13 protein-coding genes and 1 pseudogene are annotated in these 13,697 nt (G+C 67.1%); 2 read left to right on the top strand and 12 right to left on the bottom strand.

All coding sequences use genetic code 11. The annotated features are described in order from the left end of the window. The 10 genes from ACCC97_RS08050 to ACCC97_RS08005 all read right to left on the bottom strand — a co-directional run bounded on the left by ACCC97_RS08050 (position 1) and on the right by ACCC97_RS08005 (position 10,237). Positions 1-954 carry an AraC family transcriptional regulator gene (locus ACCC97_RS08050; RefSeq protein ID WP_413332228.1) on the bottom strand — a complete coding sequence of 318 codons (954 nt, stop codon included), beginning with the start codon at positions 952-954 and terminating at the stop codon, positions 1-3. A gap of 11 nt (positions 955-965) precedes the next feature. Further along, a complete protein-coding gene (locus ACCC97_RS08045) occupies positions 966-1,934 on the bottom strand; it encodes a carbohydrate kinase family protein (protein WP_413332226.1) in 969 nt (322 codons plus the stop codon). A 17-nt stretch (positions 1,935-1,951) separates the two neighbouring features. Next, positions 1,952-2,623 carry a transaldolase family protein gene (locus ACCC97_RS08040; protein WP_413332224.1) on the bottom strand — a complete coding sequence of 224 codons (672 nt, stop codon included), beginning with the start codon at positions 2,621-2,623 and terminating at the stop codon, positions 1,952-1,954. Positions 2,624-2,651: 28 nt separating this feature from the next. Next, positions 2,652-3,440 (bottom strand): L-iditol 2-dehydrogenase, encoded by a 789-nt coding sequence (locus ACCC97_RS08035; RefSeq protein WP_413332223.1) that lies wholly within the window; start codon positions 3,438-3,440, stop codon positions 2,652-2,654. After that, complete coding sequence (gene dalD, locus ACCC97_RS08030; protein ID WP_413332284.1) at positions 3,437-4,828, bottom strand: D-arabinitol 4-dehydrogenase; 1,392 nt, start codon at positions 4,826-4,828, stop codon at positions 3,437-3,439. The genes ACCC97_RS08035 and dalD overlap by 4 nt, the downstream gene beginning before the upstream one ends. A gap of 76 nt (positions 4,829-4,904) precedes the next feature. Next, complete coding sequence (locus ACCC97_RS08025; RefSeq protein ID WP_413332221.1) at positions 4,905-5,945, bottom strand: ABC transporter ATP-binding protein; 1,041 nt, start codon at positions 5,943-5,945, stop codon at positions 4,905-4,907. A 17-nt stretch (positions 5,946-5,962) separates the two neighbouring features. Beyond that, entirely contained in the window at positions 5,963-6,799 is an 837-nt protein-coding gene (locus ACCC97_RS08020) for a carbohydrate ABC transporter permease (protein ID WP_007834022.1), read from the bottom strand. 13 nt (positions 6,800-6,812) lie between these two features. After that, entirely contained in the window at positions 6,813-7,670 is an 858-nt protein-coding gene (locus tag ACCC97_RS08015; protein WP_007834021.1) for a carbohydrate ABC transporter permease, read from the bottom strand. Positions 7,671-7,817: 147 nt separating this feature from the next. After that, positions 7,818-9,128, bottom strand: a complete 1,311-nt coding sequence (locus tag ACCC97_RS08010) for an ABC transporter substrate-binding protein (RefSeq protein WP_413332219.1) — start codon at positions 9,126-9,128, stop codon at positions 7,818-7,820. A gap of 179 nt (positions 9,129-9,307) precedes the next feature. Continuing rightward, positions 9,308-10,237 (bottom strand): LysR family transcriptional regulator, encoded by a 930-nt coding sequence (locus tag ACCC97_RS08005; protein WP_007834019.1) that lies wholly within the window; start codon positions 10,235-10,237, stop codon positions 9,308-9,310. Between the two features lie 94 nt (positions 10,238-10,331). Between ACCC97_RS08005 and ACCC97_RS08000 the strand changes: the two genes are divergently transcribed. Then, on the top strand, positions 10,332-11,306 hold the full coding sequence (locus tag ACCC97_RS08000) for a Bug family tripartite tricarboxylate transporter substrate binding protein (RefSeq protein WP_007834018.1): 975 nt from the start codon (positions 10,332-10,334) through the stop codon (positions 11,304-11,306). 46 nt (positions 11,307-11,352) lie between these two features. Next, positions 11,353-12,405, top strand: coding sequence for a 4-hydroxythreonine-4-phosphate dehydrogenase PdxA (locus ACCC97_RS07995; RefSeq protein WP_413332217.1), 1,053 nt, complete (start codon positions 11,353-11,355; stop codon positions 12,403-12,405). A 31-nt stretch (positions 12,406-12,436) separates the two neighbouring features. Here ACCC97_RS07995 and ACCC97_RS07990 read toward each other — a convergent pair whose 3' ends face one another. Both ACCC97_RS07990 and ACCC97_RS07985 read right to left on the bottom strand, forming a co-directional pair. Next, positions 12,437-12,769 carry a DUF805 domain-containing protein gene (locus tag ACCC97_RS07990; protein WP_007834009.1) on the bottom strand — a complete coding sequence of 111 codons (333 nt, stop codon included), beginning with the start codon at positions 12,767-12,769 and terminating at the stop codon, positions 12,437-12,439. A 143-nt stretch (positions 12,770-12,912) separates the two neighbouring features. Then, positions 12,913-13,697: pseudogene (locus ACCC97_RS07985) on the bottom strand (glucose-6-phosphate isomerase); the annotation flags it as partial.

The raw sequence follows: 13,697 nt of genomic DNA, 5'->3' as shown, positions 1-13,697 counted from the left end.
CTAGGAAGAGATGCCGCCGCCGAAGCGGGTGTCTGCCTGCTTTCGGAATTCGCTCGGCGTCATTCCCTTGATCTCAAGAAAACGTCGATTGAAATTCGCCACATTGTTGAAGCCAACCTGGTAGCAGATGTCGGTCACGTAGTGATCGGTCTGCATCAGCAGGTGGCAGGCGCTGTTGATACGCACGCGGTTGACGAAGTCGGTGAAGCTGTTGCCGGTGGAGCGCCGGAAGAAGCGGCTGAAGCGGCTCTCGCTCATACCCAGTTCGGCCGCCACGTCCGACATCGAGATCGACTCCGCCATGTTGCTGGTGATGCGGTTGACGATGTCGTTGATCTGGTCGACCTGCGCATCGCCCTCGATGCCCTGGGCGCCCTGCATCTGCACGCTCGACAGCAGCCGGTAGTCGGTGCATTGCGCGAGGTCGGCCATGAACTCGAGGAACCGTCCGAGCCGGCGCACGCCGCGCGCGGCCTTGATGTTGTCCCAGTGCGTCTGCGCCTGCTGCGACATGCCGAAGAACTCGATGCCGTGCCGCGCACGTTCGAGCAGCTGCATCACTTCGCGCAGCTCGGGAATCTCGGCCGCGGCGTGCTCGATCGGCTCGTGGCGGAACTGGATCACCCGGTCGCGCCCAGCGGCGCCGCCTTCGGGCACGTCGAGCGAAATCCAGTTGTGCGGCAGCCGGGGCCCGCAGAGCACGAGGTGTCCGGGCTGGAACGGCCCGATCCAGTCTCCTATGAAGGCCTTGCCCGAGGTCTCGGTGATCAGGTGCAGCTCGTAGTCTTCATGGAAATGCCATCGCACCAGCGGGCTCGGGAAGCCGTGCGCCAGGCAGCGCACCAGGCCGGTTTCGGGGGCCTCGTAGCCCAGCGACGGGGAGCGCGCAATATCGCGCTCCAGCTCGGGTTGGCGCTGACGGGGAATCGAGCGTTTGCGTGTGGACGTTGTCATGGCAGCACGGGTCAGGACCGGGAAGCGACGGCCCCATTGTCTTCCTGCGCCAGCGCGGCGTGAACCGCTTCGAGCGTGGGTGGATCGGCGCCTTCGCGGGTGCAGTTGAGGGCGGCGGCCGTGGCGGCGAAGCGCATCACCTCGCGCCAGGCGTCGTCGCCCAGCTCGCCGAGCTGGGCCGGGTGCTCGACGCCGTGCGCGAGCAGCGCCACCGAGAGCCCGGCCGTGAAGGTGTCGCCCGCGCCGATGGTGTCGACCACCTTGACGCGGGGCGCCGCCACGGCGAGCGGCGCGTGCCCCGTGCGCCAGAGCGTGGCGCCCGCGCCGCCGCGCGTGACAACCACGGCGTGCGCGCCGGCCTGCAGGCAATCCGCCGCCAGTGCATCGACCGGCCGGCCGGGGGCCAGCAGTTCGGCATCTTCGTCGCTGAGCTTGACCAGGTCGGCCATGGCCAGCCAGTCCGTCATGCGCTCGCGGTAGGCGGCCATGTCGGGAATGAGGCTGGGCCGCACGTTCGGATCGAACACGATCACGCGGCGGCCCGCGTTGGCCGTGACCAGCTCGGCAATGCGCGTGGCCGCCGGCTCCTGCAGCAACGAGATCGAGCCGAAATGCAGGAAGCGGCAGTCCGCCGGCAACTGCGGCAGCGGCTCGGGCGCCCAGGTCGCGTCGGCGCTGCCACGGGTGTAGAAGGCGTAGCGGTTGGTCTGCGGCGTGCGCTCGACGAAGGCCAGCGTCGAGGGCGCGTTGCTGCGCAGGATGAGGCGGGTGTCCACGCCGTTGCGTTCGAGAAAACGCATCAGCCGTTCGCCGAACAGGTCGGTCGACAGCTGCGTGAGAAAGCCGGTGGGCTGGCCGAGGCGCGCGCAGGCCACGGCCGTGTTGAGCGGCGAGCCGCCCTCGTGGCCCAGGAACGCCAGGGTGCCCGCCTCGTTGGCGGTGAAATCGATGAGGGCTTCGCCCGTGAGTGCTATGCGCATGGTGACTGGATTCTCGATCAGGGCAGTGCGCGGGCATCCGCCAAAAAGCCGCGTTCGGCGGCGAGCGTGGCGGGATGGTCGAGCAGCTCGGCAAAGAGGCGCGGCGGGATGGTGATGGCTCCCACGCCGAGCCCCAGCAGGGCAAGGTAGGCCGCGCGCGAACGGATGCTCGCCACCAGCAGGCGCGTGCCGGACGAAGGACGCTGCGCGACCAGTGACTGCATCTGCGCGATCAGCGCCAGCCCGTCGACACCGGCGTCCTCGAGCCGCCCGAGGTACGGCGCCGCATAGGCCGCGCCCAGTTGCGCCGCGAAGTGCGCCTGCTCGGGCGCATACACGGCCGTCCACGTGACGGGCACGCCTTGCGCGATGAGCCGCGCGCCGGCATCGAGGCCCTGGCGCGTGGCGGGAATCTTGACGACCAGCTGGCCCCGGTCGAAGTGCGAGAGCAAGGCCGCGGCGTCTTCGAGCATGCCGTCGACGTCGCTCGAATACACCTGCGCCTGCACCTGCCGTGCGCCCAGTTCGATGCAGCGTTTCAGCAAACCAGGCACTTCGCCGCGGCCAATGCCCGCACGCTTGAGCAAGGTCGGGTTGGTCGTCACGCCATGCACCACCGGGTGCGGCAGGCAGGCCTGCAGTTCAGACAGGTCGGCACTGTCGAGGTACAGATGGAAGTCTTCGTTCATCGCATTTTTGCAAGCATGCAGAGAATCATCAGCTCATGACATTGCCGCCATCGACATTCAAGGTCTGCGCCGTGATGTAGCGCGCCTCGTCGCTGGCAAGAAACACGGCCGCGCCCGCGATGTCGGCCGGCACGCCCATGCGGCCGAGCGGCACCTCCAGGCCCACGCGGCGCTTCTTCTCGCCGGGCGGCAGCCCTTCGGCCTTGGCGAACAGGCTGTCGACATGGTCCCACATCGGCGTGTCGACCACACCGGGTGCAATGCCGTTGACACGGATGCCGTGCGGCGCCATGGCCAGCGCGGCGCTCTGCGTATAGCTGATGACCGCGGCCTTGGTGGCGCAGTAGTGCGACACCAGCGCCTCGCCGCGCCGCCCGGCCTGCGAGGCCATGTTGATGACCGACGCGCCCTGCGTGCCCGCTTCGACCATGTGGCGCAGCACGGCCTGCATCACGAAGAACATGCCCTTCACGTTGACCGCGAACAGCCGGTCGAACGAAGCCTCGTCACTGTCGAGCAGCGGCGCCAGGTCGAACACGGCAGCGTTGTTGAACAGCGTGTGAATCGGACCGAAAGCGACCTGCGCCTCGGCCAGCATGTGCGAGATGGCCTGTGTGTCGGTCACGTCGGCCGCGATGTAGGCCAGCTTGTCGGGGTGGCGCTGCTGCAGCGCCCGCACGGCCTCGGGCGCCCCTGCAGCGCGGTCGACCACGCTGCAGCGCGCGCCCTCGGCAATGCAGGCCTCGGCCACGGCCAGACCGATGCCGCCACCGGCGCCGGTCAGCAGCACATGGCGGTTCTTCAAACGTTCGCTCATATCATTGCTCCAGAGTTCAGGAAATTTGCCACGCGCCCGCTCGCTGCGCGCACGGCGTCGACCAGCCGTGCATCGCCCGCGGCGGTGCCCCACAGTCCCGCGTCCGAACACAGCGCGAGCACCGGATCGGCGGCGTCGCAGATCGCGTGCGCCGCGGCCTCGTCCATGCCCTGGTCCTGGTAGGCATAAGGCAGCGCGCCGCGATGCCAGCGCTGCAGGAAGGCCAGGAACAGCGCGGGCAGCACCGCGACGCTGTCGATCGGCTGCCCCGCGGCGAGCCGCTCGCGCACTGTGGGCGCGATGAAGCCCGGGATCTTCGAGAAACCGTCGGCCGCCACGCGCTGGTTGGTGTCGCGGATCGCGGGGTTGCCGAAGCGGTCGAGCACCACGTCGCGGTAGGCCGCCAGGTCGATCGGGCTCGGGCTGAGGCACGGGATCACGTCGTCGGTGACGTAGTCGAACGCCATCCGGCGGATGGCCGCGTCGTGCGTGCCTTCGTGGATGAAGTTCAGCCCTGCCAGCGTGCCCGCCCAGGCGATGCAGCTGTGCGTGGCGTTGAGGATGCGGATCTTGGCCTCTTCGTAAGGCTGCACCGATTCGACCAGCTCCACGCCCACGCGGCCCCAGTTGGGGCGCCCGGCCGCGAAGTTGTCCTCGATCACCCACTGGATGAAGCTCTCGCCCGTGATGGCTGCCGCATCGTCGCGGCCGGTCGCGGCCTTCACGCGCGCGCGCAGCTCGGGCGGCGGGCGCGGCGTGATGCGGTCGACCATCGCGTTCGGGCAGGTGGTGTTCGCTTGCACCCAAGCCAGCAAATCGCCATCGCCCGCGCGCTCGATGAATTCGAGCAGCCCGGCACGGAAGCGATCGCCGTTGTGGCGCAGGTTGTCGCAGTTGAGCAGCGTCACCGCGCCCGCTTGCGCGGCCTTGCGCGCGCGCAGGATCGCGCAGACGGCGCCATAGATGGTCACGCCCTCGCCACCCGCCTCGCCGCGCCGCGCGCGCTCGATGTCGGCCGCGAGATCGCCGAACGACAGGTCCAGCCGGCCCTTGGTATCGAGGTAGTAGCCGGCCTCGGTCACGGTGAACGAAATGATGCGCGTGGACGGTGCCGCGCCGCGCGCGACCACCGCGGCCAGCGAAGGCTCCCACGGCAGCACTTCGCGGATGGCTTCGATCTGTTCGTAGCGGTACTCGCCGGCCGGCGACACGGTTTCGAGCGTGTAGCGGCCGCCCTGCGCCTGCAGTGCGGCGACGAGCTCGGCCATGTCGGGCCGGATGTTGGCGCCCGAGAGCGACCAGCGGGTGTCACCCGCATCGATCAGCCGTTGCAAATAGACGGCCTGGTGGGCCCGATGGAACGAGCCGAGTCCAAGGTGAAGCACCATGGACTCCGAAGGAGCCGGTGGAGTTGGCGCGTCGAGAGGCGCTGCTGCGAGGGTCACGGGAATGTTCCGGAAGAAATCAGGCGGAGACCGAACGGCCTTCACGGTTGAACAAATGGAGCACCGACGGATCGAGCTCGACCGCCACGTCGTCGCCGGCGTGCAGCGGCGTGCGCTCGTTCTGGCGTGCGATCAGCGGCACGCCGCCCACGTCGACGTGGATCAGCGTGTCGGCGCCGAGGGCTTCGACCAGCTCGACGCGGCCCTGCACATCCGACACCGGCGCGCCCTGCTTCGGATGCACGCGCAGGCCTTCGGGGCGCACGCCCAGGAAGCCGTCGGCCGGCAGCTTGCCGCCGGTGGCGGCCGAGAAGCTGGGAATCGCATTCGCCGCCACCATGTTCATCGACGGCATGCCGATGAACTGCGCGACGAACTGGTTGGCCGGGTGGTCATACAGTTCGAGCGGCGTGCCGACCTGCTCGATCAGCCCGTCCTTGAGCACCACCACGCGGTCGGCCAGCGTCATGGCTTCGACCTGGTCGTGCGTCACGTAGATGGTGGTGGCGCCGAGCGCGCGGTGCAGCTTGTGGATCTCGACGCGGGTGTTGCCGCGCAGCGCCGCATCGAGGTTCGACAGCGGCTCGTCGAACAGGAACACCTTGGGCGCGCGCACGATGGCGCGGCCGATGGCCACGCGCTGGCGCTGGCCGCCCGACAGGTCCTTCGGCGTGCGGTCGAGGTACTGCGTGAGGTTGAGCGTCTTGGCCGCATATTCGACCTTGGTCCTGATCTCGCTCTTGCCCACGCCCGCGAGCTTGAGCGCGAAGGACATGTTGTCGTACACGCTCATGTGCGGATAAAGCGCATAGCTCTGGAACACCATCGCCAGGTCTCGCTTGCCCGAGGGTGTCCAGGTGATGTCCTTGCCGTCGAGCAGCAGGTTGCCGCTGGTGATGGGCTCGAGCCCCGCGATCAGCCGCAGCAGCGTCGACTTGCCACAGCCCGATGGCCCCACGAAGACGATGAACTCACCCTTCTGGATTTCGAGGTTGACGCCCTTGATGATGTTGACTTCACCAAAGCTCTTCTTGATGTCTTTGAGTTGCAGGTAGGCCATGAGATGTCTCCCTTTCTTTACTTGACGGCGCCGAAGGTCAGGCCTTGCACCAGTTGCTTCTGGCTGAACCAGCCGAACACCACGATGGGCGCGATGGCCATCAGCGAAGCCGCCGACAACTTGGCCCAGAACAGGCCCTCGGGGCTGGAGTACGACGCGATGAGCGTGGCCAGCGTGCCGGCCTTGGCGGAGGTGAGGTTGAGCGCCCAGAAGGCCTCGTTCCAGCTCAGCACCAGGCACAGCAGGCCGGTCGATGCGAGGCCGCCCACCGACAGCGGCATCACGACGTGTCGGAACTCGGTCCACAGGCTGGCGCCATCCATGCGCGCAGCTTCGAGGATCTCGTTCGGAATGTCCTTGTAGGCGCTGTAGAGCATCCACACCATGATCGGCAGGTTCGACAGCGTGAACACGATGGTCAGCGCGGTGAGCGAATCCAGCATGCCCGCGGTCTGCGCGATCACGTAGATTGGCACCAGCGCGCCGACGGCCGGCATCATCTTGGTGGAGAGCATCCACATCAGGATGTCGCGCGTCTTCTTCGTGCGGAAGAAGGCCATCGAGTACGCGGCCGGCGCGGCGATCAACAGGCCGAGGATGGTCGAGCCCAGGCTGGTGATGAGCGAGTTGCGCGCATACAGCAGGTAGTCGCTGCGGCGCTGCACCTCGCCGAAGTTGTCGAGCGTGGGCTCGAAGACGAAGAGCGGCGGTACATGGATCGCCTGCAGCTCCGTCTTGAAGGCCGTGAGGAACAGCCAGCCGAGCGGGAAGAACAGCAGCAGCGCGACGGCCCACGCACCCACGGTGCGCAGCAGCTGCGGCAGGAAGTTGCTGGGAGCTTGTATCTGTTGCATGGCTCGCGGCTCCTCAGTCCAGGTTCTTGCCGATGATGCGGATCAGGAACACGGCCACGATGTTGGCCAGCACCACCGCGAACAGAGCGCCCGCCGAGGCCACGCCCACGTCGAAGTTCATGAGCGACTGCTTGAAGATCATGTAGGTCATGTTCGTGCTCTCGTTGCCCGGGCCGCCGTTCGTGGTGATGGCGATCTCGGCGAACACGCTGAGCAGGAAGATCATCTCGATCATGATCACCACCGCCATCGGGCGGCCGAGGTGCGGAATGGTGAGATAGAAGAAGCGCTGCACCGCGCTCGCGCCGTCCATGCGCGCGGCCTCCATCTGCTCGCGGTCCAGCGACTGCAGCGAGGTGATGAAGATCAGGCAGGCGAACGGCAGCCACTGCCAGGCCACCATGATGATCACGGAGAGCAGCGGCACGTCGGTGAGCCAGTCGACCGGCTGGGCGCCGAAGGCGCGCCACACGTCGGCCAGCACGCCGTAGATGGGGTTCATCATCATGTGCTTCCACAGCAGCGCGTTGACCGCGGGCATGACGAAGAACGGCGAGATCAGCAGCACCCGCACGATGCCGCGCCCAGGGAAGGGCTCGTTCACCAGCAGCGCGAGCAGCACGCCCAGCACCACCGTGATGACGATCACGCTGCCGATCAGCAGCAGCGTGTTCCACGTGGCCGGCCAGAAGTCGGGGTCGGTGACGAAGTAGTGAAAGTTCTCGATGCCCGCGAAGGTGTGCTCGCCGGGCTGCATGAGGTTGTAGTTCACCAGCGAGAAGTACAGCGTCATCACGAGCGGCACGATCATCCAGGCGAAGAGCGTGAGCACGGCGGGCGCCATGAGGGCGCGGGGCAGGAGTCGTTTCATGGGCAGTCCCTTCTTGTTGTCTCTGGCTCCTTCCCCCTCTGGGGGAAGGCGGGGATGGGGGCTGCCTGATCAGGCGCGGCACCGAACGTGCGCCGCGAGCCCCCACCCCTACCCTCCCCCAGCGGAGGAGGGAGCAAGCCCGAAGACTTACTTGTAGTACCCGGCCTTCTTCATCTCGCGCTCGGCCGCCGTCTGCGAGGTCTTCAAGGCCTGGTCGACCGTCACCTTGCCCGACAGCGCCGCGCTCATCTGCTGGCCCACCGCCACGCCGATGGCCTGGAACTCGGGAATGGCCACGTACTGGACGCCGACGTATGGCGACTTGGGCAGCGTGCTGTCGGTGAGATTGGCCGTGTCGATGGCCTTCTTCTCGGCTTCGGCGAACTTCGCAACCTTCTGGAACTCGGGGTTCGCGTAGGTCGACTTGCGCGTGCCGGTCGGCACCGAGGCCCAGCCGGTTTCCTTGGCCACGAGGTTGACGTAGTCCTTAGAAGTGGCCCACTTGATGAACTTCTGCGCGGCCTCGTCCTTGGTCGAGCTTGCCGGAATGGCGAGGTTCCACGACCAGAGCCAGTTGGCACCCTTCGGCGTGACGGCGGTCGGCGCCTGCGCGAATGCCACCTTGTCGGCCACCTTCGACTGCTTCGGGTCGCTGATGAACGAGGCCGCGATGGTCGCGTCGACCCACGCGGCGCACTTGCCTTCGTTGAACAGCGCGAGGTTCTCGTTGAAGCTGTTGGCCGAGGCGCCCGGGGGGCCATCCTTCTTCATCATGTCGACGTAGAAGGTGATCGCGTCCTTCCAGGGCTTGGTGTCGATCTGCGGCTTCCATTGCATGTCGAACCACTGGCCGCCGTGGGTGTTCACCAGCGTGGTCAGGAAGGCCATGTTGTCGCCCCAGCCCGGCTTGCCGCGCAGGCACATGCCGTACACACCGGCCTTCGGGTCGTTGGCCTTGTCGGCGAACTCCTTCACCTGCGCCCAGGTCGGCTGGTCGGAGAACTTGACGCCGACCTTGTCCGCCAGGTCCTTGCGGTACATGAGCATCGAGCTCTCGCCGTAGAAGGGCGCGGCGTAGAGCTTGCCGTCGTTCGACAGGCCGTTGCGGATGGCGGGCAGCAGGTCGTCCACGTCATAGGCGGCGTCGGTGACGATGGGCTTGAGCCAGCCCTTCTTCGACCAGATCGGGGTTTCGTACAGGCCGATGGTCATCACGTCGAACTGGCCGCCCTTGGTGGCGATGTCGGTGGTCACGCGCTGGCGCAGCGTGCCCTCTTCCAGCGTGACCCACTTGAGCTTGATGTCGGGGTTGGCTTTTTCGAAGAAGGGGGTGAGCTTCTGCATCTCGATCATGTGGCCGTTGTTCACGGTCGCGATCACGAGTTCGGTGGCAGCCTGGGACACGGCGCCCGTGCCGATGAGTGCGAGGACGAGGCCCGCTTTCAGAAAACGCTTCATGTTGTCTCCTAGAGGTGAGCGACGCCCTCTTGTTTGTCGGGTCGCCGTGGTCGGATTCTGGAGAAACGCGCTTGCGGTTTTGGTACTTCCGCAGTCGATACCAGTACTTTCATGCACCAGTTGGCTAGTGAATTCCCTAGTTCACGCAAGACAGCATGTAAAACGGCAACCCAAAGGCTTCAGCCGCCGCCCAGCAACTGGCGCCGGAACTGGGCGGCGGCCGGCGAAAGCGCACGGTCCTCGCGGGTGATGAGGCAAATCGGCGGCACGCGCACCGGCAGTTCCACCGGAACGGTGCGAAGCACGCCCAGCCGGGCGTAGTGGCTGGCCTGCGAGGCAGGCATCACAGCCGCCATGTCGGAGCTTTCCAGCAAGGCGGTGATGGCAATGGGCGATGCCGTTTCGATGATGTCGAGCCGGGCCTGGATGCCCGCCTCGCGCATCGCCGCCTCGAAGCGCCCGCGCTGCGGCGAGCCCGGCGGCTGCAGCACCCAGGACCAGTTCGCCATCTCGGCCAGCGTGACCGTGGGGCGATCGAACACCGGGTGCGCGATGCGCACCACCACCACCTGCGATTCGCCCAGCAGCGGCACGCTCGCGTACTTCGCCTCGTCGTGGCCGTCGGTGAGCCGGCCCAGCACGAGGTCGACATCGCCCTGCTCCAGCTGCGCCTGGATCACGTCGCTGGTCTCGACCACCACCGACACGGCCACCTGCGGATGGCGGCGGTGGTACTCCACCAGCGCCGGCGCCAGCAGCTCGGGCACGGCGCCCGGTACGCTGCCCACGCGCAAGGCGCCGCTCAGGCCCGAGCGCAGGGCCAGCATCTCCTCGCGCGCAGTGCCGAAGTCGCTGAGCACGCGGCGGGCATAGCGGATCAGGATCTCGCCGTAGGGCGTGGGCTCCATGCCCCGCGCCAACCGCTCGAAGAGCTTTTCACCGAGCGAGTCTTCAAGCTGCTGCAGCAGCTTGGTGGCCGCGGGCTGGCTGATGTTCATGGCCTCGGCCGCGCGGCCGAGATGGCGGTGGGCATCGAGCCGGGCCAGCAGCAGCAACTGGCGCGGCCGAACGTGGAGCATCAGCGAGGCATCGGTCGAGCCGGAGTTCATGCACAAAAGTATATGAAGCTTCGGGCTTTTTCGATTGGATCGGGATGGCGAAGCTCCGTACGCTCGGTCCCCACAACAAGCAGGAGACGACCCGATGAAGCTTTACTCCCTGGCCCGCGCGGCAGGCCTGGCCGCCGCGCTGCTGGTCGCGGCGTCGGCCGGCGCCCAGTCCGCCTACCCCGACAAGCCCCTGCGCATCATGGTGGGCGCCTCGCCCGGAGGCGGTACCGACATCCTTGCGCGCGTGCTGGCCGACAAGCTGTCGCCAGCGCTCAAGCAGCCCGTGGTGGTCGAGAACCGGCCCGGCGCCTCCAACACCATTGCCGGCGAACTCACGGCCCGCGCGCCGGCCGATGGCGCCACGCTGCTGCTGGCCACCAACACGGCGCAGGCAGTGGCGCCGCACATCCTCAAGCTCAAGTACGACCCGCTGAAAGACCTGCAGCCCGTGGGTCTGGTGGCCGTGATGCCCAACGTGCTGGTGGTGTCCGCGAACTCGCCGTACAGGTCGGTGAGGGACCTTGTGACGGCGATGGCAATGAAACCCGGCGGCTTCAAGTACGCGTCGTCCGGCATCGGCAGCACCCAGCACGTGGGCGGCGAGGCCTTCAACCTGGCCACCGGCATGAAGTCGATCCATGTGCCCTACAAGGGCAGTTCGCAGGCGCACGTCGACATCATCTCGGGAGAGGTCGACATGATGTTCGACAGCACCTCCTCGGCCATGGGCCAGATCAGGGCCGGCAAGTTCCGCGCGCTGGCCGTGAGCGCGCCGCAGCGCTCGCCCGAGCTGCCCGACGTGCCCACGCTGGCCGAGCAGGGCATCAAGGGTGCCGACGTGTCCACCTGGTACGGCCTCTACGTGACGGCCGGCACGCCCCGCCCCGCGATCGAGCGGCTGAGCGCCGAACTCGTGCGCACGCTGAAGCTGGCCGATGTGCAGAGCCGCATCAAGGCACTGGGCGGCGAGCCTGGAACACTGACCGGCGAACCCTTCGCGGCGATGAACAGGCAGGAGTTCGACCACTACGGCCAGCTCGTGCGCGACGCCAACATCAAGGCCGAATGAGCCGGTCCTTGTTCCCCTTTTTCTTCAACCGCATCCAACCGACACCATGCCCACCCCACCCAAGACGCCGAGCGTGATCTCCGCCAAGCCCCGCATCGCCGTGCTGCTCGGCGACCCCGGCGGCGTCGGCCCCGAAATGGCCGTGAAGCTGCTGGCGCGCCAGCGCAACCTGGACGCCGCGCGCGTGCTGCTGATCGCCGATCCGGTGGTGCTGGCCGCTGGCGAACGCGTGGCGGGCCTGAAGCTGGCCCCGCTGCAGGTCGCGAGCCTCGACGAGCTGCATTTCGAGGACGGCCGGCCCAGCCTGCTCGCGCGCGACTGGATGAAGGGACAGGAGCCGGTGCCCGGCGAGTCGAACGAACAGTCCGGCCGGGCTTCGTTCGAGGCGCTGGAACTGGCCACGCTGGCGGTGCGCCGCGGCCAGGCCGAGGGCATCCTTTTCGCGCCGCTCAACAAGCATTCGCTGCGCCTGGGCGGCCTCGTGCACGAGGACGAGCTGCGCTACATGCAGGAGCGCTTCGCGGTGACGGGCTTCGTCTGCGAGTTCAACCTCACCGGTTCGCTGTGGACCTCGCGCGTGACCTCGCACATTCCACTGAAGGACGTGGCGAGCCACATCACCGTGCAGGGCGTGAGCGACGCTGTGAAGATCATCGCCGCCGCGCTGCGCCGCGCGGGCGTGGCGGAACCGCGCATCGCGGTGACGGGGCTCAACCCGCACGCGGGCGACGGCGGCTCCATCGGCATGGAGGAAATCGAGATCATCGCGCCCGCCGTCGAGCGGCTGCGCGCCGAGGGCTTCGACGCACGCGGCCCGTTCTCGCCCGACACGGTGTTCATCGGTGCGCGCCGCGGCGACGTCGATGCGGTGGTGTCGATGTACCACGACCAGGGCCAGATCGCGATGAAGCTCATGGGCTTCGAGCAGGGCGTGACGCTGCATGGCGGCCTGCCTGTGCCGGTGGCCACGTCGGCCAGCGGCAGTGCATTCGACATCGCGGGCCGGGGCATCGCGAACATCGAGGGCCTGCAGCAGGCCTTCGACCTGTGCGTGCGCATGGCGAGCGGCCAGGAAAAAGGGCCGCTTGCGCGGCCCTGACGATCCAGCGCTGCGTGCGCCGTTGCAAAGCTCAGGCGCTCGCCGGTGCGCCGTGCGGGTTGGTCTCGGGCTGGGAGGGCTGCACGTAGAAATAGATCAGCACGAGGTTGACGATCGGGATGAGCATCAACAACTGGAGCCAGCCGCTCTTGCCGATGTCGTGCAGGCGGCGCGCGCCCACGGCCAGCGCGGGCAGCAGGAAACCCAGCGCCGCGATGACGTACACGAACTGATGAATGAGGCTCGCAACGATGAGCACGATAACCTCGGCCAGCACGAACCACCAATATTCCGAGCGCGATGCGCGCCCGTTGAAATCGGCGTATTTGCTGAAACAAGTCTTGACCGCTGTTTGAAAATCCATTGATCGACTCCTCTTGATGGGTCCCAGGGAAATTTCCCCGGACCGATCATATCGATGCATCTTCCAACGGCAAACTCGGCCATTCGTACGCAAACAAACGGCTTATTTCAAGAAGCCGCCCAACGAATCCGGGTCCGGATTCTTCAGTTTCCGAGCCGCTTCAACAGCCCTGCCGTCGATGCATCGAGCCCCGCGACGTCGCCCGAGGCCAGGCGCGGCTCGATGTCGCGCGCGAGCACCTTGCCCAACTCCACGCCCCACTGGTCGAAACTGTTGATGCCCCACAGCGCGCCACTGGTGAACACGCGGTGTTCGTACATCGCGAGGAAGGCGCCCAGCGATTCGGGCGTGAGCTTCTCGAACACGAAGAAGGTGCTTGGCCGGTTGCCCGGGAAGTTCTTGTGGCCGCCCTCGTCGAGCTTGCCGACCATCAACGCCTGCGCTTGCGCGAGCGCGTTGGCCAGCAGCCTGGGGTGATGGCCTTCAAGGTCGTGCGCCGCGTCGCGCACCGCCACGAATTCGAGCGGAATCACGTCGGTGCCCTGGTGCAGCATCTGGAAGTAGGCATGCTGGCCGTTGGTGCCGGGCTCGCCCCAGAGCACGGGCGAGGTGCCGAAGTCCACGGGCTTGCCGCTGGCATCGACCTGCTTGCCGTTGCTTTCCATCTCGAGCTGCTGCAGATAGGCCGGCACGCGCTTGAGTGCGCTGTGGTACGGCGCGATGCTGCGGCTCGTGAACTTGTGGAAGTTGCGATACCAGACGTCGAGCAGGCCCAGCCGCACCGGCAGGTTGTGCTCCAGCGGCGCGGTGCGGAAGTGCTCGTCCATCGCATGCGCGCCCGCCAGCAGGCGGCGGAAACCGTCGGCGCCGACGGCCAGCGCAATCGGCAGGCCGATGGCCGACCACAGCGAATAGCGCCCGCCCACCC

Source organism: Variovorax sp. Varisp85, assembly GCF_047304045.1.
GTDB lineage: Bacteria > Pseudomonadota > Gammaproteobacteria > Burkholderiales > Burkholderiaceae_C > Variovorax.
This window is presented reverse-complemented; position numbering and strand designations above follow the sequence as displayed.

Coding starts and splice junctions, on each gene's coding strand:
- ACCC97_RS08050 (WP_413332228.1), bottom strand. CDS start 954: ATGACAACGTCCACACGCAAACGCTCGATTCCCCGTCAGCGCCAACCC.
- ACCC97_RS08045 (WP_413332226.1), bottom strand. CDS start 1,934: ATGCGCATAGCACTCACGGGCGAAGCCCTCATCGATTTCACCGCCAAC.
- ACCC97_RS08040 (WP_413332224.1), bottom strand. CDS start 2,623: ATGAACGAAGACTTCCATCTGTACCTCGACAGTGCCGACCTGTCTGAA.
- ACCC97_RS08035 (WP_413332223.1), bottom strand. CDS start 3,440: ATGAGCGAACGTTTGAAGAACCGCCATGTGCTGCTGACCGGCGCCGGT.
- dalD (WP_413332284.1), bottom strand. CDS start 4,828: ATGGTGCTTCACCTTGGACTCGGCTCGTTCCATCGGGCCCACCAGGCC.
- ACCC97_RS08025 (WP_413332221.1), bottom strand. CDS start 5,945: ATGGCCTACCTGCAACTCAAAGACATCAAGAAGAGCTTTGGTGAAGTC.
- ACCC97_RS08020 (WP_007834022.1), bottom strand. CDS start 6,799: ATGCAACAGATACAAGCTCCCAGCAACTTCCTGCCGCAGCTGCTGCGC.
- ACCC97_RS08015 (WP_007834021.1), bottom strand. CDS start 7,670: ATGAAACGACTCCTGCCCCGCGCCCTCATGGCGCCCGCCGTGCTCACG.
- ACCC97_RS08010 (WP_413332219.1), bottom strand. CDS start 9,128: ATGAAGCGTTTTCTGAAAGCGGGCCTCGTCCTCGCACTCATCGGCACG.
- ACCC97_RS08005 (WP_007834019.1), bottom strand. CDS start 10,237: ATGAACTCCGGCTCGACCGATGCCTCGCTGATGCTCCACGTTCGGCCG.
- ACCC97_RS08000 (WP_007834018.1), top strand. CDS start 10,332: ATGAAGCTTTACTCCCTGGCCCGCGCGGCAGGCCTGGCCGCCGCGCTG.
- ACCC97_RS07995 (WP_413332217.1), top strand. CDS start 11,353: ATGCCCACCCCACCCAAGACGCCGAGCGTGATCTCCGCCAAGCCCCGC.
- ACCC97_RS07990 (WP_007834009.1), bottom strand. CDS start 12,769: ATGGATTTTCAAACAGCGGTCAAGACTTGTTTCAGCAAATACGCCGAT.